Source organism: Streptomyces rishiriensis, assembly GCF_003112535.1.
Lineage (GTDB): Bacteria > Actinomycetota > Actinomycetes > Streptomycetales > Streptomycetaceae > Streptomyces > Streptomyces rishiriensis.
Window position 1 is genome coordinate 169,142 of the sequence record NZ_BEWA01000014.1, and the last position, 21,748, is coordinate 190,889.

19 protein-coding genes and 2 pseudogenes are annotated in these 21,748 nt (G+C 72.2%); 13 read left to right on the forward strand and 8 right to left on the reverse strand.

Annotated features, from left to right (window positions below):
• Nucleotides 1–60 precede the first annotated feature (60 nt).
• Entirely contained in the window at nt 61–1,095 is a 1,035-nt protein-coding gene (locus Sri02f_RS25410) for an LLM class flavin-dependent oxidoreductase (RefSeq protein WP_109003650.1), read from the forward strand.
• Nucleotides 1,096–1,101: 6 nt separating this feature from the next.
• Here the strand turns inward: Sri02f_RS25410 and Sri02f_RS25415 are convergent, their stop codons facing one another.
• Nucleotides 1,102–2,097 (reverse strand): TauD/TfdA dioxygenase family protein, encoded by a 996-nt coding sequence (locus tag Sri02f_RS25415; RefSeq protein ID WP_109003615.1) that lies wholly within the window; start codon nt 2,095–2,097, stop codon nt 1,102–1,104.
• A 219-nt stretch (nt 2,098–2,316) separates the two neighbouring features.
• On the opposite strand from Sri02f_RS25415, the gene Sri02f_RS25420 reads away from it, so the two are divergent.
• The gene (locus Sri02f_RS25420) at nt 2,317–3,147 is read left to right on the forward strand and encodes an aldo/keto reductase (RefSeq protein ID WP_109003616.1); all 831 of its coding nucleotides are present in this window, start codon (nt 2,317–2,319) and stop codon (nt 3,145–3,147) included.
• 136 nt (nt 3,148–3,283) lie between these two features.
• On the opposite strand, the gene Sri02f_RS25425 is transcribed toward Sri02f_RS25420, so the two are convergent.
• The 3 genes from Sri02f_RS25425 to Sri02f_RS25435 all read right to left on the reverse strand — a co-directional run bounded on the left by Sri02f_RS25425 (nt 3,284) and on the right by Sri02f_RS25435 (nt 6,595).
• Complete coding sequence (locus tag Sri02f_RS25425) at nt 3,284–5,623, reverse strand: SpoIIE family protein phosphatase (protein WP_109003617.1); 2,340 nt, start codon at nt 5,621–5,623, stop codon at nt 3,284–3,286.
• A 109-nt stretch (nt 5,624–5,732) separates the two neighbouring features.
• The gene (locus tag Sri02f_RS25430; protein WP_109003618.1) at nt 5,733–6,200 is read right to left on the reverse strand and encodes a peroxiredoxin; all 468 of its coding nucleotides are present in this window, start codon (nt 6,198–6,200) and stop codon (nt 5,733–5,735) included.
• A complete protein-coding gene (locus Sri02f_RS25435; RefSeq protein WP_109003619.1) occupies nt 6,197–6,595 on the reverse strand; it encodes a DoxX family protein in 399 nt (132 codons plus the stop codon). Before Sri02f_RS25435 ends, Sri02f_RS25430 begins: the two co-directional genes overlap by 4 nt.
• A gap of 486 nt (nt 6,596–7,081) precedes the next feature.
• On the opposite strand from Sri02f_RS25435, the pseudogene Sri02f_RS25445 reads away from it, so the two are divergent.
• The 6 genes and pseudogenes from Sri02f_RS25445 to hemC form a co-directional block, all read left to right on the forward strand.
• Nucleotides 7,082–7,804, forward strand: a pseudogene (locus Sri02f_RS25445) (FAD-dependent oxidoreductase); the annotation flags it as partial.
• A gap of 29 nt (nt 7,805–7,833) precedes the next feature.
• Nucleotides 7,834–8,169 (forward strand): annotated as a pseudogene (locus tag Sri02f_RS25450) (sigma factor); the annotation flags it as partial.
• Between the two features lie 135 nt (nt 8,170–8,304).
• Nucleotides 8,305–9,285 (forward strand): non-homologous end-joining DNA ligase, encoded by a 981-nt coding sequence (ligD, locus tag Sri02f_RS25455; RefSeq protein WP_109003620.1) that lies wholly within the window; start codon nt 8,305–8,307, stop codon nt 9,283–9,285.
• 146 nt (nt 9,286–9,431) lie between these two features.
• Nucleotides 9,432–10,208 carry an NPP1 family protein gene (locus tag Sri02f_RS25460; RefSeq protein ID WP_109003621.1) on the forward strand — a complete coding sequence of 259 codons (777 nt, stop codon included), beginning with the start codon at nt 9,432–9,434 and terminating at the stop codon, nt 10,206–10,208.
• A gap of 166 nt (nt 10,209–10,374) precedes the next feature.
• The gene (locus Sri02f_RS25465) at nt 10,375–10,839 is read left to right on the forward strand and encodes a GNAT family N-acetyltransferase (RefSeq protein ID WP_109003622.1); all 465 of its coding nucleotides are present in this window, start codon (nt 10,375–10,377) and stop codon (nt 10,837–10,839) included.
• A gap of 69 nt (nt 10,840–10,908) precedes the next feature.
• Entirely contained in the window at nt 10,909–11,844 is a 936-nt protein-coding gene (hemC, locus tag Sri02f_RS25470) for a hydroxymethylbilane synthase (RefSeq protein WP_109003623.1), read from the forward strand.
• 59 nt (nt 11,845–11,903) lie between these two features.
• On the opposite strand, the gene Sri02f_RS25475 is transcribed toward hemC, so the two are convergent.
• Both Sri02f_RS25475 and Sri02f_RS43670 read right to left on the reverse strand, forming a co-directional pair.
• The gene (locus tag Sri02f_RS25475) at nt 11,904–12,425 is read right to left on the reverse strand and encodes a hypothetical protein (RefSeq protein ID WP_109003624.1); all 522 of its coding nucleotides are present in this window, start codon (nt 12,423–12,425) and stop codon (nt 11,904–11,906) included.
• Nucleotides 12,426–12,598: 173 nt separating this feature from the next.
• Entirely contained in the window at nt 12,599–12,721 is a 123-nt protein-coding gene (locus Sri02f_RS43670; RefSeq protein ID WP_281261905.1) for a hypothetical protein, read from the reverse strand.
• Nucleotides 12,722–13,026: 305 nt separating this feature from the next.
• On the opposite strand from Sri02f_RS43670, the gene Sri02f_RS25480 reads away from it, so the two are divergent.
• On the forward strand, nt 13,027–13,842 hold the full coding sequence (locus Sri02f_RS25480) for a SigB/SigF/SigG family RNA polymerase sigma factor (RefSeq protein WP_109003625.1): 816 nt from the start codon (nt 13,027–13,029) through the stop codon (nt 13,840–13,842).
• Between the two features lie 210 nt (nt 13,843–14,052).
• Nucleotides 14,053–14,856: a VOC family protein gene (locus tag Sri02f_RS25485; protein ID WP_109003626.1), complete on the forward strand. Its 804-nt coding sequence runs from the start codon at nt 14,053–14,055 to the stop codon at nt 14,854–14,856.
• A 12-nt stretch (nt 14,857–14,868) separates the two neighbouring features.
• Here Sri02f_RS25485 and glgX read toward each other — a convergent pair whose 3' ends face one another.
• Together glgX and Sri02f_RS25495 are read right to left on the reverse strand one after the other, a co-directional pair.
• Nucleotides 14,869–16,986, reverse strand: coding sequence for a glycogen debranching protein GlgX (glgX, locus tag Sri02f_RS25490; RefSeq protein ID WP_167467615.1), 2,118 nt, complete (start codon nt 16,984–16,986; stop codon nt 14,869–14,871).
• 35 nt (nt 16,987–17,021) lie between these two features.
• Entirely contained in the window at nt 17,022–17,531 is a 510-nt protein-coding gene (locus Sri02f_RS25495) for a pep a2 (RefSeq protein WP_109003628.1), read from the reverse strand.
• Between the two features lie 296 nt (nt 17,532–17,827).
• Here Sri02f_RS25495 and Sri02f_RS25500 point away from each other — a divergent pair, with 296 nt between their 5' ends.
• The 3 genes from Sri02f_RS25500 to treS all read left to right on the forward strand — a co-directional run.
• On the forward strand, nt 17,828–18,127 hold the full coding sequence (locus Sri02f_RS25500) for a DUF5133 domain-containing protein (protein ID WP_109003629.1): 300 nt from the start codon (nt 17,828–17,830) through the stop codon (nt 18,125–18,127).
• A 74-nt stretch (nt 18,128–18,201) separates the two neighbouring features.
• The gene (locus Sri02f_RS25505) at nt 18,202–20,157 is read left to right on the forward strand and encodes an alpha-1,4-glucan--maltose-1-phosphate maltosyltransferase (protein WP_109003630.1); all 1,956 of its coding nucleotides are present in this window, start codon (nt 18,202–18,204) and stop codon (nt 20,155–20,157) included.
• Nucleotides 20,158–20,192: 35 nt separating this feature from the next.
• Nucleotides 20,193–21,748, forward strand: a 1,556-nt coding sequence (gene treS, locus Sri02f_RS25510; RefSeq protein ID WP_109003651.1) for a maltose alpha-D-glucosyltransferase, incomplete at its 3' end; no start/stop codon positions are given.

Consider the following 21,748-nt stretch of genomic DNA (forward strand, 5'->3'; position numbering starts at 1 on the left):
CTGCGACCATACGGCCAGGACCATCGCACGCGCGTGCACGCCGAGAACGACGGAGGAGCTGTGTCCCCGACCTCACGCCCCCTGCGCAAGCTGGGCTTCCTCACCATCGGACTGTTCGACGGGGACGACCCGGGACCGGGCCACGAGAGCACGCTGGAGATCATCGAGCTGGGCGAGCGGCTCGGCTTCGACAGCGCCTGGGTGCGCCACCGGCACCTGCAGTACGGCATCTCCTCCCCCGTCGCCGTCCTGGCGGCCGCGTCGCAGCGCACCCGCCGCATCGAGCTCGGCACCGCCGTGATCCCGCTCGGCTGGGAGAACCCCCTGCGCCTCGCGGAGGACCTGGCGACGGTCGACGTCCTGTCGGCGGGCCGGCTCAATCCGGGCGTGAGCGTCGGCCCGCCGATGCACTACGACCGGGTGAAGGAGGCCCTGTACCCGGACACGGCCGGCGCCGAGGACTTCGGCTACGAACGGGTGCGCAGGCTGCTGGACCTCGTGCGGGGCGAGTCCGCCACCGACTTCAGCGGGACCGAGGGCTTCGAAGTCTTCTCCGACCGGGTCCAGCCGCACTCCCCCGGCCTGGGCCGCCGGATGTGGTACGGCGGCGGCAGCCTGAGTTCGGCACGCTGGGCCGGGGAACACGGCATGAACTTCCTCACCAGCAGCGTCGTCAAGGCCGAAGGACCCGACGGCGCACGGGACTTCGCCGAGATCCAGCTCTCCCACGTCCGCGCCTTCCGGGCCGCCCACCCCGACGGGGACTCGGCGCGCGTCTCCCAGGGCCTCGTGGTCGTCCCCACCGACTCCGCCTCGCCCGAACAGCGCGCGCGGTACGAGAAGTTCGCGGCCGAGCGCCTTCCCCGCACGGCCTCGCCGCAGGGCCCGGCCCGTCTGCTCTTCGCCCCGGACCTGGTGGGCTCCTCGGACGAGATCGCCGAACGTCTGCACGCCCACGTCGCGTTCCGCGAGATCGACGAGGTGGCCTTCGCCCTGCCGTTCTCCTTCGAGCACGAGGACTACGTGCAGATCCTCACCGACATGGCGACGAAGCTCGGCCCGGCGCTGGGATGGCGGCCCGGCGCGGGAGCCTGAGGCTCCTCACCAGCGGCCCGGCTCGGTCCCCGTCAGCGCCTCGGACGGCCTGCCGTCCACCCCGACGGGGACCTCGCCGGCGAGCATCACCCGGTGCATGGTGCGCGGGAAGCCCAGGTGCGCGTTGTCGCTCGGCGCGAGATGGATGGTGGCGCGGTTGTCCCAGAAGGCCACGCTGCCGGGTTCCCAGCGGAAGCGGACCGTGTACTCGGCGCGGGTCGCCTCGTCGAGCAGCATGTCCAGGATCGCCCGGCTCTCCGCCCGCGAGAGATCGGTGATCTGCTCGACGTAGTAACCGTTGACGTACAGCAGACGCTCGCCCGTCTCGGGGTGGACGCGCACCAGCGGATGCACCGAGGCGACCTGGCGGTCGAGGAGGTGGCGGACGTACGCGTCGTCCCCGGGGCGGGGCTGGTAGCCCACGCCGAGGCGGTGCTCGGCGCGCAGCCCGGACACGAACTCCCTCACCGGCGCGGAGAGTCCGGCATGGGCGGCGGCCAGGTTGGACCAGGTCGTGTCCCCGCCGTAGGGCGGCACGGTCTCGGCGCGCAGGATCGTCGCGGCCGGCGGGTCGATGCGGGCGCCGTGGTCGCAGTGCCAGCCCCGCAGCAGGGTGTGGCGGCGCCGGCGCAGCCACTCCTCGTGCTCCATGCCGAACTTCCCGCCCAGTTCGAGCCGGTCGGCCGTCGTCTCGATCTCGGGGAAGTCCGGCGGCGAGGCGCCGCCGCGGCTGCGCAGGACGACGGGTTCGCCGAACCGCCGCGCGAACGCCACATGTCCGGCGTGGTCGAGGCGCTGACCGCGGAAGAACACCACCTTCCAGCGCTGTACCGCCCTCCTGATCGCGTCGACCTGGGCGTCGTCGAGGCCGGCGGCCAGGTCGACGCCGCCGATCTCCGCGCCGATGTGCCCGGCGACCGGCTGCACCCGCACTCCGGCCGCCCGCGCGGCCTCGTCGGCCGCCGCGTCGTCGAGACCGCCCGGTCGGCTGTCCGTCGTCATGCGCTCTCCGCTCGTCTTCACGGTTCTTCCCAGGCGTGGTCGTGGGTCACGGCCACGCGTCGTGGTCGTGGGTCACGGCAACAGGAAGATCGTGACAGCGGATCGGCGGCCTGGCGACACCGCGATCCCTTTCCCCTCCCACGCCCGGGTGTCCGTTTGGTCGATCCCCCGCTCCTCGCCGAGGCTGGGAGGACGACACCGTCGAGGGAAGGCTCCATCGTGATCGACATCCCGCAGCACACTCTGAACGACGGCACGAAGCTCCCCGCCCTGGGCCTGGGCACCTGGCCGATGGACGACGCGGAGGCGGAGGAGGCGGTGGCCGGGGCGCTCGGCCTGGGCTTCCGGCTCGTCGACACGGCGGCCAACTACGGCAACGAGACCGGGGTCGGCCGGGGCGTGGCCCGGTCCGGCGCTCCCCGCGAGGAGATCGTGCTCACCACGAAGCTGCCCGGCCGCCACCACGGGTACGAGGAGACCCTCGCCTCCTTCGAGGAGTCCCGTCGGCGGCTCGGCGTCGACTACGTGGACCTCTACCTGATCCACTGGCCGCTCCCCCGCGTCGACAGGTTCGTGGACTCGTGGCGGGCCATGATCAAGCTCCGCGAGGACGGCCTGGTCCGGTCGATCGGCGTCTCCAACTTCACCGCCGACCACATCGGCCGGCTGGAGAAGGAGACCGGCGTCCTGCCGTCCGTCAACCAGATCGAGCTGCACCCGCTCTTCCCTCAGGAGGAGCTGCGCGCCTTCCACGAGGCCAAGGGCGTCCGCACGGAGAGCTGGAGTCCGCTGGGGCGCGGCTCGGCGATCCTGGACGACCCGGCCGTCGTGTCGGTCGCGGAGGCGCTGGGCGTGACCCCCGGCCAGATCGTGCTGCGCTGGCACGTCCAGCTCGGCGCGGTCCCCGTCCCGAAGTCCTCCAGCCCGCAGCGGCAACGCGCCAACCTCGACGTCTTCGGCTTTGCACTCGGCCCGGCGCAGATGGCGGCGATCACGCACCGGGTGCACCGGCGCCTGGGCGGCGACCCCGAGGTGCACGAGGAGTTCTGAGCGCCGCGAGGGCTCCGGTCCCCCGGTGCGTCTTCCCGGCCGCCCGCACCGGCGGGCAGCCGGTCGACGGACAGGAGACCGACAGCAGATCGGCAGACGAGGACGCGCCGAACCCGGCCGACCCTTCGGGTGATCGCTAGAACTCGAGCGACTGCTCCGCCCAGATCGTCTTTCCGCGGCCCGTCTGCCGGCTCCCCCAGCGCTGGGTGAGCTGCGCGACGAGCAGCAGGCCGCGCCCGCCCTCGTCGAAGGCGTGGGCCCGGCGCAGATGAGGGGAGGTGGAGCTGCCGTCGGAGACCTCGCAGATGAGGCTGCGGTCGCGGATCAGGCGCAGCTGGATGGGCGGCGCGCCGTAGCGGATGGCGTTGGTGACGAGCTCGCTCACGACGAGTTCGGTCACGAACGCCGCTTCCTCCATGCCCCACGCGGCGAGTTGCTCGGTGACGGCCTGCCGGGTGGCGGCCACCTGGGCCGGGTCGGGGTCGACGTCCCAGGTGGCGACCCGGTCCGCGCCCAGGGCACGGGTCCGGGCGAGCAGCAGCGCGACGTCGTCGCCCGGCGCCTCCGGCAGAACGGCCTTGAGGACGCTGTCGCAGAGGGCGTCGAGTGTGGCGGCGGGCGCGGTGAGGGCGTTGCACAGTTCGCCGACGGCGCGGTCGACGTCGCGGTCGCGGTCCTCGATCAGGCCGTCCGTGAAGAGGGCGAGGACCGACTCCTCGGGCAGTTCCAGCTCGACGGCCTCGAAGGGCAGCCCCCCGACGCCCAGCGGCGGCCCGGGAGTCATGCCGATCAGCTGCACGGTGCCGTCGGGCCGTACCAGGGCCGGTGCGGGATGGCCCGCGGCGGCGGCGATCAGACGGCGGCTGACGGGATCGTAGACGGCGTACAGGCAGGTGGCGCCGAGTTCGGCGACGTCCTCGCCGCCCTCGTCGTAGGCCGCCAGGTGGGTGACGAGGTCGTCCAGATGGGTGAGCAGTTCATCCGGCGGCAGGTCCACGTCGGCGAGGGTGCGCACAGCCATGCACAGGCGCCCCATGGTCGCCGAGGAGGGGATGCCGTGTCCGACGACGTCGCCGACGACGAGGGCGACCCGGCTGCCGGACAGCGGGATGACGTCGAACCAGTCGCCCCCGATGCCCGCCGTGGAGCCGCTCGGCAGATAGCGGTGGGCCACCTCGACGGCGGCCTGTCCGGACAGGCCGCGCGGCAGCAGGCTGCTCTGCAGGGCGAGAGCGGTGGTGCGTTCACGGGCGAAGCGGCGGGCGTTGTCGATGCAGACGGCGGCCCGGCTGGCGAGTTCCTCGGCGAAGACGGCGTCGTCGGCCTCGTAGTCGTCGGAGTGGGCGATACGGACGCCGACCAGGACGCCCAGGGTGGTGCCGCGGGCCTTGAGAGGCACCGAGATCACCGAGTGGACGCCGGTGCGGAAGGGACGGCCCTCGGGAGCGCGCGCGTTGCGTTCGGCGAGCCAGCTCATGAAGTCGGGCTCGCCCGCCTGGATGCGGATGGCACGCCCCTCCCGCAGGGCTCGGGCCGGCGGGCTGAACGGCGGATGGACGTCGGCCTCGCCGAGGCGGACGGCCGCCTCGGGGGTGCCCTCGTGGGCGGAGCCGTGGGCGACCCGGCGCAGCACGACCTCGCCGGAAGGGACGGGTGGCGGCTCCTCGGCGCCCAGCACCCAGTCCAGGAGGTCGACGCTGAGGAAGTCGGCGAACCGCGGGACGAGGAGCTCGACGACCTCCTCGGTGGTGCGCACCACGTCGAGGGTGGTCCCGATGGAGGCCGCGGCCTCGTTCAGCAGGGTCAGCCGCTGGCGGGCCAGGTACTGCTCGGTGCTGTCGAACGCGGCCAGGGCGACCCCGGTGACCTCGCCGGCGGCATCCCGCACGGGCCACATCTCGGTGGTCCAGGCGTGCTCGCGGTTGAGGGCGGGGGCGCCGGTGAAGCTCTCGTAGCGGATCGGGCGGCCGGTCTCGGCGACCTGGCGCAGGTGCCAGTTGAATCCCTGGTGGGCCTCACCCTCGCCGACGGTGTCCGGGAAGTGGCGGCCGAGCAGGACGTCCTCCGAGACGCCCATGACCTTGCAGGCGACCTCGTTCAGCCGCAGATAGTGCTGCTGGGGGTCGAAGACGGACATCGACATCGAGGCCTGCTGGAAGGCGCGTCCGGCCAGGGTCGGCTCGATGACGGGGGGCCGCTGGGCGCTGACCGTGTACCCGGTGCGCCGCCCGTCGGGGCCGAGCACCGGGCAGGCCGACACGGTGAGCGTGACGGGGCGGCCGTCGCGATGACGCACGACGACGGGGCCGGTCCACTCGCCGTCCGCGCCGTGCGGCAGCTTCTCGGCGAGCAGGTCGGCCGCCGTCCGGCCCACGGCCTCCTCGGCCGGATGGCCGGTCAGCAGGCGGGCGCCCTCGCTCCAGCCCGTCACGATGCCGTGCGCATCGATGACGGCAGCAGCGACGACTTGCTCCATGTCGTCCAGAATGGTCCCTCGAGCCCGGTGCATCAACCGCGACGGGCCGGTCGGGACACGGGGCGCGGCGGCCGTGGGCTCCGCGGCCCGCTCCGGCCGTCCGCGCCCCTCAGGGACGCTGGGCGCGCAGCACGTCCAGGGCGCGGTCGGCGTGGGTGTTCATGCGCAGCTCGCTGCGCACGACCTCCAGGACGGTGCGGTCGCGCCCGATGACGTAGGTGACCCGCTTGGTGGGGGCCAGGGAGAAGCCGCGCTTCACACCGAAGCGCTCCCGCACCGAGCCGTCCTCGTCGGACAGCAGCGGCATGCCGAGTGTGTGCCGGCCGGCGAACTCCTGCTGACGGTCGACGGAGTCTCCGCTGACGCCGACGGGCCGGGCGCCCACGGCGGCGAACTCGGCGGCCAGGTCGCGGAAGTGGCAGGCCTCCGCGGTGCAGCCCGGGGTGAGGGCGGCGGGGTAGAAGAAGAGGACCACCGGCCCGTCGGCGAGCAGGCCGGTCAGTGTGCGGACCGTGCCCGTCTCGTCCGGCAGCGCGAAGTCCTCCACGAGGTCGCCGACCTCCAGTGCCTTGGTCATGCCCGTCCCTCCGTCGTCCGGGCGGCGCCGGCTCCCGCGGCGACACTGCGGGCCCACAGCACGAGGGGCGCCTGCAGGGGGAGACGGCCGATGGCGGCGGCCTTGAGCGGGGCCGGGCGGTGACGCCAGTCCCACGCCATCTTGACGTTCGCGGGGAACACGCCGACGAAGAGCGCGGCGGTGGCCAGGGCGGCCGCCTTCCGGGTCCGGGGCAGAGCCACTCCCGCGGCGAGCGCCAGTTCGGCGACGCCGCTGACGTACGTCCAGTTCCTGGGCGAGCCGGGCAGTGCGCGCGGGACGATCGCGTCGAACGGACGCGGCACGGCGAAGTGGGCCGCGCCCGAGGCGGCCAGCAGGCCGGCCAGCAGCAGGGGTGAGCGTTCGGACCGGGGCAACGGTTCCTCCTCAGATGACCTGGCGCCCGAGATTACTGGAGGGTAGGAGCAGGCCGTCCGGCGGGGTCCCGGGCCGGCCACCGGCCCCTCGGGGTCGGGACGCGGGTGACGTATCTCCTCTGCTGCGACTGCTGCACCGTGCGGGTCACCTGGGATGCCTCCCCACCCGGGTGCCGGGCCGGCTCCCCCGGCCGCGGCGGCTCGGTGCCGGCCGCCTGGCGCGGCAGGGCCACCGCGGCGCGGCCCAGGGGGACGCCATTCCGGTACCGGGATGGCGGACAGCAGCCCATACTGCTCGGTATGCCGCCGGGCCATCGGCTCGACGGCCGGGCCCCGGCAGGCTCGCACCGCCTGCCGGGCCCACCGGGCGCCTCCACCGCGCCCCGACGCCGCGGTCCGGACACCAGCCGCAAGGCCGGCCGTGGACAGCGGGCGGGCTCCACCGCCTTCCCTGCCCGTTTCCTCGCCTTCCCTGCCCATCCCCCCGGGCCGTGCGGCATCGAGACCGCCACCGAGATCGCCGAGGGCCGGCCCCGCCTGTCGGTGGCGCTGGTCGCCCGCGGCGAGCTGGGCGCCCGACTCTCCGCCGGGGCCCGCGGCCACCTGCGTCAGGCCTGCGACCGGCTGGGCATCACCGTCGTGGAGCACACCGAGGTCGAAGCGGCGCGGGTGCTGTGCGCCGACGGCTCCTCCCTGGCGTCCGACGCCACCGTGTGGACGGCCGGGTTCGCGGTCGGCCCCGTCGCCGCCGCGGGCGGACTGGAGGTCACCGAGAACGGCCGGATCGTCGTCGATCGCACCATGCGGTCGGTCTCGCACCCCAACGTCTACGCCGTCGGCGACTGCGCCTACGCCATCGGCGACAACGGCCGGCCGCTGCCGATGTCCTGCGCTTCGGCCGGCTACACCGGCATGCGGGCCACAGCCGCCATCGTGGGCAGCCTGACCGACCGCAAGATCGCGAACACCAGGCTGGAGTACCTGGGCAACCACATCAGTCTCGGCCGACGGGACGGGATCCTGCAGACGGTCGATGACGAAGGGCGGCCGAAGCCGAAGTACGTGGGCGGCCGGAAGGCCGCGCGGATCAAGGCCGACATCCTCAGGATGTCGCTGTGGGCCACCTCGCACCCGACCTTCGGCCTGCCCCGGCGCAAGCGCCGCCTGGCCGCCGCGCCGCACGCGTCCGCCGAGAAGGCCGTCGCGTAGCCGCCCGGAGGTGGCCTGAGGTGATCCGCGTGGACAGCACCGCCACTGATCCGTTCGACACCGGCCGGTTCGAGGCCGGCCGGAACCGGCTGACCTCGTCGGCGTACCGGCTGTCGGGCTCCGCCACCGACGCCGAAGACGCCGTACAGGACGCCTTCCTGCACTGGCAGGCCGCCGACCGGCAGCGGATCAAGGTGCCGCAGGCATGGCTCACCAAGGTCGTCACCAACCTGTGCCTCGACCGGCTCCGGTCCGCACATGCCCGCCGCGAACGCACCGCCGGCGCATGGCTGCCCGACCCGCTCCTCGACGGCGACCCGGCGCTCGGCCCGGCCGACACCGTCGAGCAGCGGGAGCCGGTCACCCCGCTCCTTTGCGGCCGGTGTCCGAGCCGGGACACCGGGGCACCGGGGCTGCGGCGCGGCGGCCCGTCGCCGCCGTTCAGGGGAAACGACCGCGCCGTGCGCGTGGCGAGGCGTCCCCGTGTCGACACCTGACCCATGCCCCTCCCCCTCGTCGCGCCCATGCTCGCCACCCCCGGCTCCCTGCCGCCCGTGGGGCAGGACGCGCGCTGGGCGTACGAGACCAAGCAGGACGGGCAGCGTGCCGTGGTGTATCTCGCCGGGGACGGGACCGTCACCCTGCGCGCCCGCTCGGGCGAGGACATCACCGCCGCCTACCCGGAGCTCCGGCCGCTCGGCGGCGCGCTCGGCGGCACGCCGGCGGTGCTGGACGGGGAGGTGCTCGCCCTGGACCGACAGGGCCGGGCCGACTTCCAGTCGCTGCAGTCGCGCATGGGCCTGGTCCAGGCTCCGGGGAAGGCAGCCCGGCTGGCCGCGGCGGCTCCCGTGCACCTCGTCCTGTTCGACGTGATGCACCTCGCCGGGCGCTCTCTGCTCGCCCTGCCCTACACCCGGCGCAGGACCCGGCTGGAGGCGCTGGCGCTCCAGGGGCCGTGCTGGTCGACGCCGAGCGCCCTGGTGGGGCACGGCCGGGAAGCCCTGGAGGCGACCCGCGCGCACGGGCTGGAGGGGCTGGTGTGCAAGCGACTGGACTCGGTGTACGAGCCCGGCGTGCGCTCGCGGGCCTGGATCAAGATCCGCAACATGCGGGTCGCGGACGTGCTCGTCGGCGGCTGGCTGCCCGGCAAGGGGCGGCTCACCGGGCTGCCCGGCGCGGTCCTCGTCGGGCAGCGCGCCACGACGGGACTGCGCTACGTCGGCAGCGTGGGCACCGGCTGGAGCGAGGCCGAACGGGGCGAACTCGCCGCGCTGCTGCGGGCCGGCGCGACCGAGAAGTGCCCCTTCGACGCCGTGCCGCGGTCGCCGGGCGCGCGCTGGGTGACGCCCCGGCTGGTCGGCGAGGTGCGCTACAGCACCCGAACCCGGGCGGGGCTGTTGCGCCAGCCGTCCTGGCTGCGGCTGCGGCCGGACCTGACGCCCGAGGAGTCGGCGGCCGACCTTCCGGACACTTCCGCCTGAGACGGCGCCGGGCCGCCGACTATTGGGCTGTCCTTCATCACCGATACGCCTGCGGCCTCTTGGCGCGGAAGTGAAAAGCGTGGAAGCTGAACTCCCATTCCCCCCACAGCCGTTCGGCTGCGCCCGCATCCCGAGGAGAACTCCCCGTGTCCTCAGCCAGGTTCAAGGCCCACCGCAGGAGATGGCTCACCGGTCTCACCGGCGCCGCCGCGCTGGTCGTCGCCGTCCCCTCGGCCGCCTTCGCCGCCCCTCCCCGGGCGCTTCCGCAGAACGCCGAGGCTGCGGAGCTGACGTACCAGCCCGCGTTCGACTACGACACGGACGGGTGCTACTCCACGCCCGCCATCGGTCCCGACGGCACGATCAACGGCGGTCTGAAGCCCACCGGCGCGCTGAACGGCGACTGCCACGACGCCTCCGATCTGGACAACACCAACAGTTACTCGCGCTACAAGTGCAACAACGGCTGGTGCGCGTACATGTACAGCCTGTACTTCGAGAAGGACCAGGCGGTGGCGGGCAGCGGCATCGGCGGCCACCGCAACGACTGGGAGCACGTCGTGGTCTGGGTGCAGAACAACCAGGTCCAGTACGTCTCCACGTCCAACCACGGCTCGTTCACCGTGCACGCCGCGTCGACGGTCCGCTTCGAGGGCACCCACGCCAAGGCCGTCTACCACAAGGACGGCATCCGCACGCACTGCTTCCGGATCGCCAACTCCAACGACGAACCGCCGGAGAACGCCAAGCACACCTGGCAGTACCCGCCTCTGGTCGGCTGGAACGGCTACCCGCCGGGGCTGCGGGACAAGTTGAGCGGCTACGACTTCGGCAGCGCCAACTTCGGCCTGAAGGACGCCTCCTTCGCGGGGAACCTGTCGTCGGCGAAGCCCTCCGGGATCCCCTTCGACCCCAACGCGTAGGCGTGTGGAGGGACCTGGCGCGACCGCGCCGCAGCAGGGTTCGGCCCCGGAACCGGCGTCCGGGGCCGTCTCCGGGGCATGATGACCGGATGGATCTTCTTCGAGAACTCCCGCCCCCGACGACGGAGAAGGCGCCGGTCTCCCACCCGGCCGGGAGCGAGGTCCGGTGAGCGCCGCCCGGGTGCGGCCCGCCGAACCGTCCGATCTGGCGCGCGTCGCGGAACTGGCCGCGCAGCACGCGCAGTTCGAGCGCGCCGATCCGCCCGTGCCCGACCTCGCCGAGCGCCTGGCCGTGCTCCTCTTCGAGGTGCCGTCACCGCTCCTCGGGTGCCTGGTCGCCGAACTGCCCGAGGGCGAGGTCGTCGGGTACGCCACCTGCTCTCCCGCGCTCTCCACCTGGGAGGGCCGTGAGTATCTCCATATGGACTGCCTTTTCCTCGCCCCGGACCATCGTGGCAGGGGGCTGGGCGCCCTGCTGATGGACGCCGTCGCGGACCGGGCCCGGAGCCTGGGGCTGGCCGAGGTGCAGTGGCAGACCCCGGTCTGGAACGAGGGCGCGATCCGCTTCTACGCCCGGCGCGGCGCCCTCGGAGCGGACAAACGGCGCTTCAGCATGCGGGTGGATACGTGAGCCGCTGAACGGGGGCCGAAACCCGTGAGCGGTGCGGGCCGCGGGCCGCGGGGGTCTATCGTGTCCCGCATGCCCGTTCCGGAACTCATCCGCATCGTCTCCCGTGACTCGCCCATGGCTCTGGCCCAAGTGGAGCGGGTCCGCACGGAGTTGACCGCCCTGCATCCCGGTGTGCGCACCGAGGTCGTCCCCGTGAAGACCACCGGCGACAAGTGGATGGGGGATCTCTCGCAGGTCGAGGGCAAGGGCGCGTTCACCAAGGAGGTCGACGCGGCGCTGCTGGCCGGGGAGGCCGATCTCGCGGTGCACTGCGTCAAGGACGTCCCCGCCGACCGGCCGCTGCCCGCCGGCACGGTGTTCGCCGCGTTCCTGCGGCGCGACGACATCCGTGACGCCCTGATCCACCCGGGCGGCCGCGCCCTGGACGAACTTCCGGCCGGGACGCGCGTCGGCACCTCCTCGGTCCGTCGCATCGCCCAACTCGCCGCCACGCACCCCCATCTGCAGTGCGTGCCGTTCCGCGGGAACGCCAACCGGCGGCTGGAGAAGCTCGCGGCCGGCGAGGCGGACGCGCTGCTGCTCGCGGTGTCCGGCCTGGAGCGCATCGACCGGCGGGACGTGATCACCGAGGTGCTGTCGCCGGAGACGATGATGCCGCCGATCGGTGCGGGCATCCTCGCCCTGCAGTGCCGCGAGGGCGACGCCGACCTCATCGACGCGGTCAGCGGGCTCGGGGATCCGGCCACTCACCGGGAGGCCTCGGCGGAACGCATGTTCCTGCATGTGCTCCAGGGCCACTGCAACAGCCCGATCGCGGGCTTCGCGCGCGTGGACCGCAGCGGCGAACTGTCCCTGCGCGCCTGTGTGTTCACCCCGGACGGCAAGACCCGGCTCAACGCCCACGAGTGGGCGGGCCGCCTCGATCCGGCGACCCTCGGCACCTCGGTGGCGGTGGCACTGCTGCGGCAGGGCGCGCGCGAGATCATCGACGGCATCCCGCACTGACCGTCCACCGCACACCCCGCAAGGGCCCCGCAGCCTTCGGGCGGCGCCCTTGCCACCCGTCAGGCGGTGCCTTCCTCGGCCTGGTCGCGCAGGAAGTTGCTCACCTGACGGGCCAGGCTGTCGCGTCCGGCGCCGGCCTGGGCGCCGCCGGAGCCCTCGTGCAGTCCGATGCCGCCCGTCCACAGCCGGCGGTCGGCCCAGTCGTCGTCGACGCGCAGCTGGATCTGGACGTCCACCTGGCCGAGGGACGCCTCGGGTCCCGCCGCGTACAGCACGGCCGTCGCCCGCCGCAGCGGATAGACGTCAAAGCCCTCGATGAACTGCGAGTTGCGCCAGTCGATGAACGCGCTCTCGCCGTCGGGTCCGAGCCGTACGTCGATCTGGCCGTCCTCCAGGTGGATCGTGGAGTGCAGGGCGCCCCGGTTCTCCACGGTCACCCGCAGACAGAAATAGGTCAGCCCCTCCGCGGCGTCGTCACGCCCCCGCGGCGGCTCGCTCTGTTCCAGTCGGTGGACGCGGACCCGCAGACCGGCGTACTCGTCGTACTCCAGCCAGTCCCCGACCACGTTCGGCTCGTGCACAGTCCACCTCTCGACTTCTACCGGCTGCTTCCTATCCGTGCGCCGATCGCACTGTCAAATGAGCAGAATGCGCTGTGGCCAGGGAATTCACCCCCTTTGATCGCTGATCAAGCCGTGCGCAGGGACAATCGGCCGGCGGCCCTCGAGAGGGCTTGCGCGGGGCGTGCCGCACATCACGTCCCCCGGTCGCGCCAACGGGCCGGCCGGCCCAGGAGCGAGGAGGCCGCGGCGACGCCGGGCGCGGCGGCCACGGCGCCGCGATGCCCGCGATGCCTGGCGATGACCGCGATGGTCATCGCCAGGCAGGAGAAGAAGGCCGAGCCGACGACGACGGCGGCGACTGCGACCGCGACCGCGACCGCGAGCAGCCTTCCCCGGGGAAGACCGTAGAGCGGTACGAAGAGCGGTGAGGGACAAATCGGGTAAAACTGTTTTCAGGCACCCTTCCGCGGGCATCTGCAGGGAAGTGCTTCGGACAGGAGGCACGTCCGTGGGACCTGCCGATCGGCCGACCCCGGGTGTTGCCCCGAATCCTTCCGAGTGCGCGTTTCCCACGATGTCCCCCCGTTCATCGGCAACCCTCCTGAGGGAGGCGCGCGTGATGCGTACCACCGTCCGAACGAAGCAGCACTCCCACGACGACGCCCCGGACACGACCGAGTCCTTCGTGCGACTGGCCGGGCTGCCCGCCGGTCCCGAGCGCCAGGCCCTCAAGGACGAGCTGGTCCGGCTGTGGCTGCCCATGGCCGAGCGGATCGCCGTCCGCTTCCGCGGGCGCGGCGAGGCGCTCGAGGACCTCTACCAGGTGGGCGCGCTCGGTCTCGTGAAGGCCGTCGACCACTACGACCCCGACCGCGGCCGCGCCTTCGAGGCGTACGCGGTGCCGACGATCACCGGTGAGATCAAGCGGCACTTCCGCGACCACATGTGGACGCTGCACGTGCCGCGCCGGGTCCAGGACCTGCGCAACCGGGTGCGGAACGCGGCGAAGGAACTGGCCCAGACGACTCCCGGCCGGGCGCCGACCATCGCCGAGATAGCCGCGTACGCGCAGCTCACCGAGGACGAGGTGCGCACCGGCGCGGAGGCGCTGGAGTGCTTCACCGCCCTGTCGCTGGAGGCCGAGCTGCCCGGCACGGACGGCTACGCGCTCGAGGACGCCCTCGGGCATCCCGACCCCGGCTACGACACCGTCATCGACCGGGTGGCCGTGACGCCGTGTCTGCGGGCCCTGCCGGAGCGCGAGCGGACGATCCTGTATCTGCGGTTCTTCGCGGGCATGACGCAGAGCCGGATCGCCGAGCAGCTGGGCATCTCGCAGATGCACGTCTCCCGGCTGCTGAGCGGCTGCTTCGCCCGGCTGCGGGAGGAGATCACCGCCGAGCCCGGCGCCGAGGCCGAGGCGGGGATCGGCTGACACCCGCCGCCCGGCGCCCTCCCAGGGCCCCGGTCACCCGAACGGCCCGGTCGCTCCGGGCCGTTTCGGCTGCGGTCCCGCGCGGTACTCGTGCCGCCCCTCCATCGAACCACCCGGGTCCTCGGCAGGCGGCCGGGGCCGGTGCGGCCGGACACTGGTGGCAGTCCCTCTCCGCCGCCCGTCGGCCGACAGACCAGGAACGCGAGTGCCATGAACCATCATTCGACATCCGCCCCGGGCGGCCGGGGAACGGTCTCCACGCACTCCGTCTTCGGCGCTCCCTGCTGGGTGAGCCTGACCAGCCGGGATCTGGAGGCCACCCAGGACTTCTACCAGGCGGTGCTGGGCTGGAAGTGGCTGCGGGGCACCCTCGGCGACCACTTCCGCACGGCGCTGGTGAACGGCGTGCCGGTCGCGGGGATCGCCGCCGTCGCCTCGATGTGGCAGATGGCGGTCGCCTGGACGCCGTACTTCGCGGTGCCCAGCGCGGACGAGGCGGCGTCCCGGGCCCGGGAGCGCGGCGGGACGGTGGCCGTGGGACCCATCTCCCTGCCGCCGGGCCGGGCGGCCCTGCTGGCAGACCGGGACGGCGCCACCTTCGGCATCTGGGAGGGCGAGCTGATCGGCAACTGGGAGGCCTGGCGGCAGGCGGCGCCCGCGTTCGTCAGGCTGCACACCCGCGACGCCTTCGACTCGGCCATCTTCTACGGCGAGATCCTCGACTGGGCGACCGACCGCCCCGGCGGCTGCGAGGTCCACTACGAGGCCGGCGAGGTCGTGCTGCGCAGCAGGGGCGACGTGGTGGCCCGGATCGAGTCGGGCGCGCTGGAGGCCGCGCCCGACCCCACGATCCGGCCCCACTGGCAGGTCCACTTCGCCGTGGCGGACGTGACCGCGTGCGCCCGGGCGGCGGAGAAGCACGGCGGCAGCGTACTCGTGGAGAGTGCCCGGGAGGCGGTGCTGCGGGATCCGGACGGCGCCCAGTTCACGGTGACCTCGCACCGGCAGCGCTGAAGGCCGCCCGTCTCACCGCGGCCCGAGCGGGGGCCGCGAGAGCACCAGCAGGCTCCGGGCCTCCAAGGTCACCTCCGCGCCCGCCTTGTACTCGCTCTCGTCGGGGCCGCCGTCAGGGTCCACGGTGTCGACGCGCACGGTCCAGCGCTCGCCGTGGCGCGCGTCGGGCAGCCGGAAGACGACCGGCTCCCAGAAACCGTTGAACAGCAGCAAAAACGAGTCGTCGACGACGGGCCGGCCACGGGGATCCGGCTCGGCGATGGCGTCGCCGTTGAGGAAGACGCCGACGCTGTGCGCGTCGGCGCGCTGCCAGTCGCGGGCCTTCATCTCGCCCGCGTCCGGTCGCAGCCAGACCAGGTCGGGCAGCGGCTGCCCGGCGCGGGTCACGGTCTCGCCCCGGAAGAAGCGACGCCGGCGCAGCACGGGATGAGCGGCGCGCAGGGCGACGAGGCGGCGGCAGAAGCCGGTCAGAGCGCGCTGCTCGTCGGTCAACCGCCAGTCGATCCAGGACACTTCGTTGTCCTGGCAGTAGGCGTTGTTGTTGCCGAGCTGGGTGCGGCCGAGCTCGTCGCCGTGCGACAGCATCGGGATGCCCTGCGACAAAAGGAGGGTGGCGAGCAGATTGCGCTGCTGCCGGGCCCGCAGCGCGAGGACCGCGGGACGCTCGGTGGGGCCCTCGGCCCCGCAGTTCCACGAGCGGTTGTCGCTCTCGCCGTCCTGGTTTTCCTCCCCGTTGGCCTCGTTGTGCTTGTCGTTGTACGATACAAGGTCACGCAGGGTGAAACCGTCGTGCGCGGTGACGAAGTTGACGCTGGCGCGCGGGCGGCGCCTGCTGTGCGCGTACAGGTCGGAGGAGCCGGTCAGCCGGGAGGCGAACTCGCCGAGAGAGCCGGGTTCCGCGCGCCAGAAATCGCGCACGACGTCGCGGTAGCGGCCGTTCCACTCCGACCACAGCGGCGGGAAGTTGCCCACCTGGTAGCCGCCCTCGCCGACGTCCCAGGGCTCCGCGATCAGCTTGACGCGGCTGATCACCGGGTCCTGTTGGATGAGGTCGAAGAACGCGGACAGCCGGTCCACCTCGTGGAACTGCCGCGCCAGGGTGGCCGCGAGGTCGAAGCGGAAGCCGTCGACGTGCATCTCCGTCACCCAGTACCGCAGCGAGTCCATGATCAGCTGCAGGACGTGGGGGTGCCGCATCAGCAGGCTGTTGCCGGTGCCGGTGGTGTCGTAGTAGTGCGCCCAGTCGCCGTCCACGAGCCGGTAGTAGGAGGCGTTGTCGATGCCGCGGAAGGAGAGGGTCGGTCCCTTCTCGTTGCCCTCGGCGGTGTGGTTGTAGACCACGTCGAGGATCACTTCGAGGCCGGCCGCGTGCAGCGCCTTCACCATGGCCTTGAACTCGCTCACCTGTTCACCGCGGGCGCCCCGGGCGGCATAGCCGTTGTGCGGGGCGAAGAAGCCGATGGTGTTGTAGCCCCAGTAGTTGGACAGGCCCCGGTCGGTCAGGACGCCGTCCTGGACGTACTGGTGGACGGGCATCAGCTCGACCGCCGTCACGCCCAGCGAGGTGAGGTGCCCGGTCACCGCGGGATGGGCGAGCCCGGCGTAGGTGCCGCGCAGGTCGGGCGGGACGTCGGGGTGGGTGCGGGTCAGGCCCCGCACATGGGCCTCGTAGACGACCGTGTCAGCGTAGGGGCGGCGCAGCGGCTCGTCGTCGCCCCAGTCGAAGGCGGGGTCGGTGACCACGCCGAGCAGGGTGTGGCCGGCGCTGTCCGCCGGGTCGGGCCGGTCGCCGGCCCGTTCGAAGAGGGCGGCGTGGTTGTCGATCTGGCCGTCGACGGCCCGCGCGTAGGGGTCCAGGAGCAGTTTCGCGGGATTGCAGCGGTCGCCGGAGGACGGGTTCCACGGTCCGTGCACCCGGAAGCCGTAGCGCTGCCCGGGGCCGGTCCCGGGCAGATAGGCGTGCCAGACGAAGCCGTCGACCTCGGTCAGGGGGACGGTCCGGGCGGCGCCGTCGTCGTCCACGAGGACGAGTTCGACACGTTCGGCGACCTCGCTGAACAGCGCGAAGTTGGTTCCCTGTCCGTCGAAGTCGGCGCCCAGCGGGTAGGGGCGCCCGCTCCAGGCGGGCACCCCTGCGCTCCGGCGCGTGCGGCTGGGGCGCTGGCTCACCGGGCGGCCTCCAGGACGCGCTCCTCGTCCGCCTGGGCGGCCACGTCGGCCATGATGAGGGTGCGGGGCACCTGAAGCCCCTCCCGCAGGCTGGGGGACGGCGCGGTGGGCACGCGGGGCACGCGCTCGCCGGCGCGAGCCCGCTGGGAGAACCAGATGACCTTGCTGCCGGTGCCGGTGGCGCAGCAGCCCCAGCCGTCGCTCATGGCGGCGATGCGCTCCAGACAGGCGCGCAGGTCGAGGTCGGGGCGCAGCTGGCGGTCGTCGCCGCCGATCGCGGTGATCAGATGCTGGCCGTTCCACCACATCTCGATCGAGGTGTGCTTGTCCTGCGCGTGTTCGTCGATGGCCTTCAGCAGCATCTCGGCCCCGCGACAGACGGGCTCGACGAGCGTGTCGAGGTCCCAGTACGTCAGGTGGGCGGCCAGGATGCGCCTGACCTGTCCGACACGTTCCGCACTGACGTCCACGTCGAGGTGGTAGTAGCAGGGGACTGCGGTCTTCATCGTCGTTCGCTCCTCACCGGCGAGAGGCTCACACTCCTCCCCGGCCCGACGGGCCGGGGTCCCCGACACGAAGCGTGAGCGGTAATCGCTTCAGAGTCACAACCACAGTGGGGCTGCTACGCCATTCGTGCAACACGAGGGCACCACAACCAAGATCCAACAGGACGTTGGGTGATGCGCCGTGCACCATAAGTGAAGGCCTCGGGAGGTTGGACGTTTTCGCACCTCTGCGGAAAGGGCCGACCCGCTCGTCTCGAGCGGCGTACCTCGTGAACTCCCGAAAGGTGAACAGCGCCATGCTGCAACCAGCGAAGACCGAAGTCGCCAGAACCCTGCGCGGTTACCGGGCCTGGGAGCGGGCCATGCTCGCGCATCCCGCCGACCGCTCGGCACGGGCCGCCTTCGAGGACTGCGGCTACACCCTGTGCGTACTGATGGGCAAGCGCTGCGCACGGGAGGCGGCGGACGCCGCCGAGCAGTATCTGCGGGCCGCCGCCGACGGCCGCCTGCGCGAGCGCAGGGGGTCCGGCCGCAGGAGCGGCGTCGCCCGGCTCTCGGTGACCTCGTCGCTTCCGCGCCTGCCCGCGGAGACGTAGCACCCCGCGCCAGCGCGGGTCGGCCGCCCAACTCCGGGCGGCCAAAGCCAATTTCAGCTAGCGGAGGTGCAAAGGTGAAGTCCACCAGGGCGATCGGCCGTATCCCGGTCCGGGACGTCGAACCGCGCGTGGAGTGCGGACGGCGGCCGGCGAAAGCCGTGATCGGGGAGACGGTGCGGATCTCCGCGACGGTGTTTCGCGAGGGCCACGACGCCATCGGCGCCAACGTGGTCCTCAAGAACCCGGACGGCGACCGCGGGCCCTGGACGCCGATGCGCGAGCTCGCCCCCGGCACGGACCGCTGGGGCGCCGACGTCACGCTGGACGCCATGGGCCGCTGGACCTACACCGTGGAGGCCTGGAGCGATCCGATCGCCACATGGCGCCGGCAGGCGGACGTGAAGATCCCGGCGGGCATCGACGTCGGTCTGGTGCTGGAGGAGGGGGGCCGGCTCCACGAACGGGCGGCCGCCCGGGCCCCGCGCGGTCCGGAGCGCACCCTGCTGCGGGACGCGGCGAAGAAGCTGCTCGACGACTCGGCCCCGGTGGCCGAGCGCTACGCCGCGGCCCTGACGCCCGAGGTGACCGCGCTGCTCGACCGGCGGCCGCTGCGCGAGCTGGTCACGGCCTCCGATCCGCTGCCGCTGCTGGTGGAGCGGGAGCGGGCCCTGTACGGGTCCTGGTACGAGTTCTTCCCGCGTTCCGAGGGGACTCCCGAGCGCCCGCACGGCACGTTCCGCACCGCCGCGCGCCGGCTGCCGGCCATCGCGAAGATGGGCTTCGACGTCGTCTACCTCCCGCCGATCCACCCGATCGGCACGACGTTCCGCAAGGGCCGCAACAACACGTTGAACGCCGGGCCGGACGATGTGGGCGTGCCGTGGGCGATCGGCTCGCCGGAGGGCGGCCACGACGCCGTCCACCCCGATCTGGGCACGCTGGAGGACTTCGCCGACTTCGTGGAGCGGGCGCGCGAACTGGGGCTGGAGATCGCCCTCGACTTCGCCCTGCAGTGCTCCCCCGACCACCCCTGGGTGCACAAGCACTCCGAGTGGTTCCACCACCGGCCCGACGGGACGATCGCCTACGCGGAGAACCCGCCGAAGAAGTACCAGGACATCTACCCGATCGCCTTCGACGCCGACATGAAGGGCCTCGTCGCCGAGACCGTCCGGGTGCTGCGGCACTGGATGTCCTACGGGGTGCGGATCTTCCGCGTGGACAACCCGCACACCAAGCCGGTCGTGTTCTGGGAGCGGGTCATCGCGGACGTCAACCGCACCGACCCCGACGTGATCTTCCTGGCCGAGGCCTTCACCCGCCCCGCGATGATGCACACGCTCGCCCAGATCGGCTTCCAGCAGTCGTACACCTACTTCACCTGGCGCACCACCAAGGAAGAGCTGACCGACTACCTCACCGAACTCTCGGGGGAGGCCGCCTCGTACATGCGGCCCAACCTCTTCGCCAACACCCCGGACATCCTGCACGCCTATCTGCAGCACGGCGGCCGGCCCGCCTTCGAGATCCGGGCCGTCCTGGCCGCGACCCTCTCCCCCACCTGGGGCCTGTACAGCGGCTACGAGCTGTGCGAGAACACCCCCTTGCGGGAGGGCGGCGAGGAGTACCTGGACTCGGAGAAGTACCAGCTCAAGCCCCGTGACTGGGAGGCGGCCGAGCGCGAGGGCCGCAGCCTGGCCCCGCTGATCACCAAGCTCAACGAGATCCGGCGGGCCAATCCGGCCCTGCACCGGCTGCGCAATCTGCGCTTCCACGGCACGGACAACCCCTCCGTCATCGCGTACAGCAAGCGGGCGGGGTCGAACACGGTTCTGGTGGTCGTCAACCTCGACCCCCACCACACCCAGGAGGCGACGGTGTCGTTGGACATGCCGCAACTCGGCCTGGACGACGGTGCAGCCCTGTCCGTGCGCGACGAACTGACGGGCGAGACCTACGCCTGGAGCAGGACGAACTACGTGCGCCTGGAGCCCGGCCGGACGCCCGCCCACGTGTTCCACGTCCGGTGATCCGCATCACCGCCGATCGGAGGCTCCAGAGCGCCATGACCGTCAACTCCCCTGTTCCGGACACCTTCGAGGACACGCCCGCCAAGGACCGCGACCCCGAGTGGTTCAAGCGCGCCGTCTTCTACGAGGTCCTCGTCCGCTCCTTCCAGGACAGCAACGGCGACGGCGTCGGCGACCTCAAGGGCATCACCGCCAAACTCGACTACCTGCAATGGCTCGGGGTCGACTGCCTCTGGCTGCCGCCCTTCTTCCAGTCGCCCCTGCGCGACGGCGGATACGACGTGTCCGACTACACGGCCGTCCTCCCCGAGTTCGGCGACCTGGCCGACTTCGTCGAGTTCGTCGACGCCGCCCACCAACGCGGCATGCGCGTCATCATCGACTTCGTGATGAACCACACCAGCGACCAGCACCCGTGGTTCCAGGAATCGAGGAAGGACCCCGACGGACCCTACGGCGACTACTACATGTGGGCCGACGACGACAAGCAGTACGGCGACGCCCGCATCATCTTCGTCGACACCGAGGTCTCCAACTGGACCTTCGACCCGGTCCGCAAGCAGTACTTCTTCCACCGCTTCTTCTCCCACCAGCCGGACCTCAACTACGAGAACCCGGCCGTCCAGGAGGAGATCCTGGCCGCTCTCCGCTTCTGGCTGGACCTCGGCATCGACGGCTTCCGCCTCGACGCCGTGCCCTACCTCTACGCGGCCGAGGGCACCAACTGCGAGAACCTCCCGGCCACACACGCCTTCCTGAAGCGGGTGCGGCGTGACGTCGACGCGCACTATCCGGACACGGTGATCCTGGCGGAGGCCAACCAGTGGCCCGAGGACGTCGTCGACTACTTCGGCGACTACGCCTCCGGCGGCGACGAGTGCCACATGGCGTTCCACTTCCCCGTCATGCCCCGCATCTTCATGGCCGTCCGCCGCGAGTCGCGCCACCCCGTCTCCGAGATCCTCGCCAAGACCCCCGCGATCCCCGCGAACTGCCAATGGGGCATCTTCCTGCGCAACCACGACGAGCTCACCCTCGAGATGGTCACCGACGAGGAACGCGACTACATGTACGCCGAATACGCGAAAGACCCGCGTATGCGCGCCAACATCGGCATCCGCCGCCGCCTCGCGCCCCTCCTCGACAACGACCGCAACCAGATCGAGCTCTTCACCGCCCTGCTGCTCTCCCTGCCCGGCTCGCCGATCCTCTACTACGGCGACGAGATCGGCATGGGCGACAACATCTGGCTCGGCGACCGCGACGCCGTGCGCACCCCCATGCAGTGGACCCCCGACCGCAACGCCGGCTTCTCCTCCTGCGACCCCGGCCGGCTCTCCCTGCCCACCATCATGGACCCCGTCTACGGCTACCAGGTCACCAACGTCGAGGCGTCCATGTCGTCGCCCTCCTCGCTCCTGCACTGGACCCGCCGCATGATCGAGATCCGCAAACAGAACCACGCCTTCGGCCTGGGCACCTACACCGAACTGCCCTCCTCCAACCCCGCCGTCCTCGCCTTCCTGCGCGAACACGAGGACGACCTGGTGCTGTGCGTGCACAACTTCTCACGCTTCGCACAGCCCACCGA

Bases quoted from the DNA above. Each gene is read 5' to 3' on its own strand.
- Sri02f_RS43670 (WP_281261905.1), bottom strand. From the start codon at position 12,721: ATGACCATCGCGGTCATCGCCAGGCATCGCGGGCATCGCGGCGCCGTG.
- hemC (WP_109003623.1), top strand. From the start codon at position 10,909: ATGCCCGTTCCGGAACTCATCCGCATCGTCTCCCGTGACTCGCCCATG.
- Sri02f_RS25425 (WP_109003617.1), bottom strand. From the start codon at position 5,623: ATGGAGCAAGTCGTCGCTGCTGCCGTCATCGATGCGCACGGCATCGTG.
- Sri02f_RS25500 (WP_109003629.1), top strand. From the start codon at position 17,828: ATGCTGCAACCAGCGAAGACCGAAGTCGCCAGAACCCTGCGCGGTTAC.
- Sri02f_RS25485 (WP_109003626.1), top strand. From the start codon at position 14,053: ATGAACCATCATTCGACATCCGCCCCGGGCGGCCGGGGAACGGTCTCC.
- ligD (WP_109003620.1), top strand. From the start codon at position 8,305: ATGCCCCTCCCCCTCGTCGCGCCCATGCTCGCCACCCCCGGCTCCCTG.
- Sri02f_RS25430 (WP_109003618.1), bottom strand. From the start codon at position 6,200: ATGACCAAGGCACTGGAGGTCGGCGACCTCGTGGAGGACTTCGCGCTG.
- Sri02f_RS25495 (WP_109003628.1), bottom strand. From the start codon at position 17,531: ATGAAGACCGCAGTCCCCTGCTACTACCACCTCGACGTGGACGTCAGT.
- Sri02f_RS25415 (WP_109003615.1), bottom strand. From the start codon at position 2,097: ATGACGACGGACAGCCGACCGGGCGGTCTCGACGACGCGGCGGCCGAC.
- Sri02f_RS25480 (WP_109003625.1), top strand. From the start codon at position 13,027: ATGCGTACCACCGTCCGAACGAAGCAGCACTCCCACGACGACGCCCCG.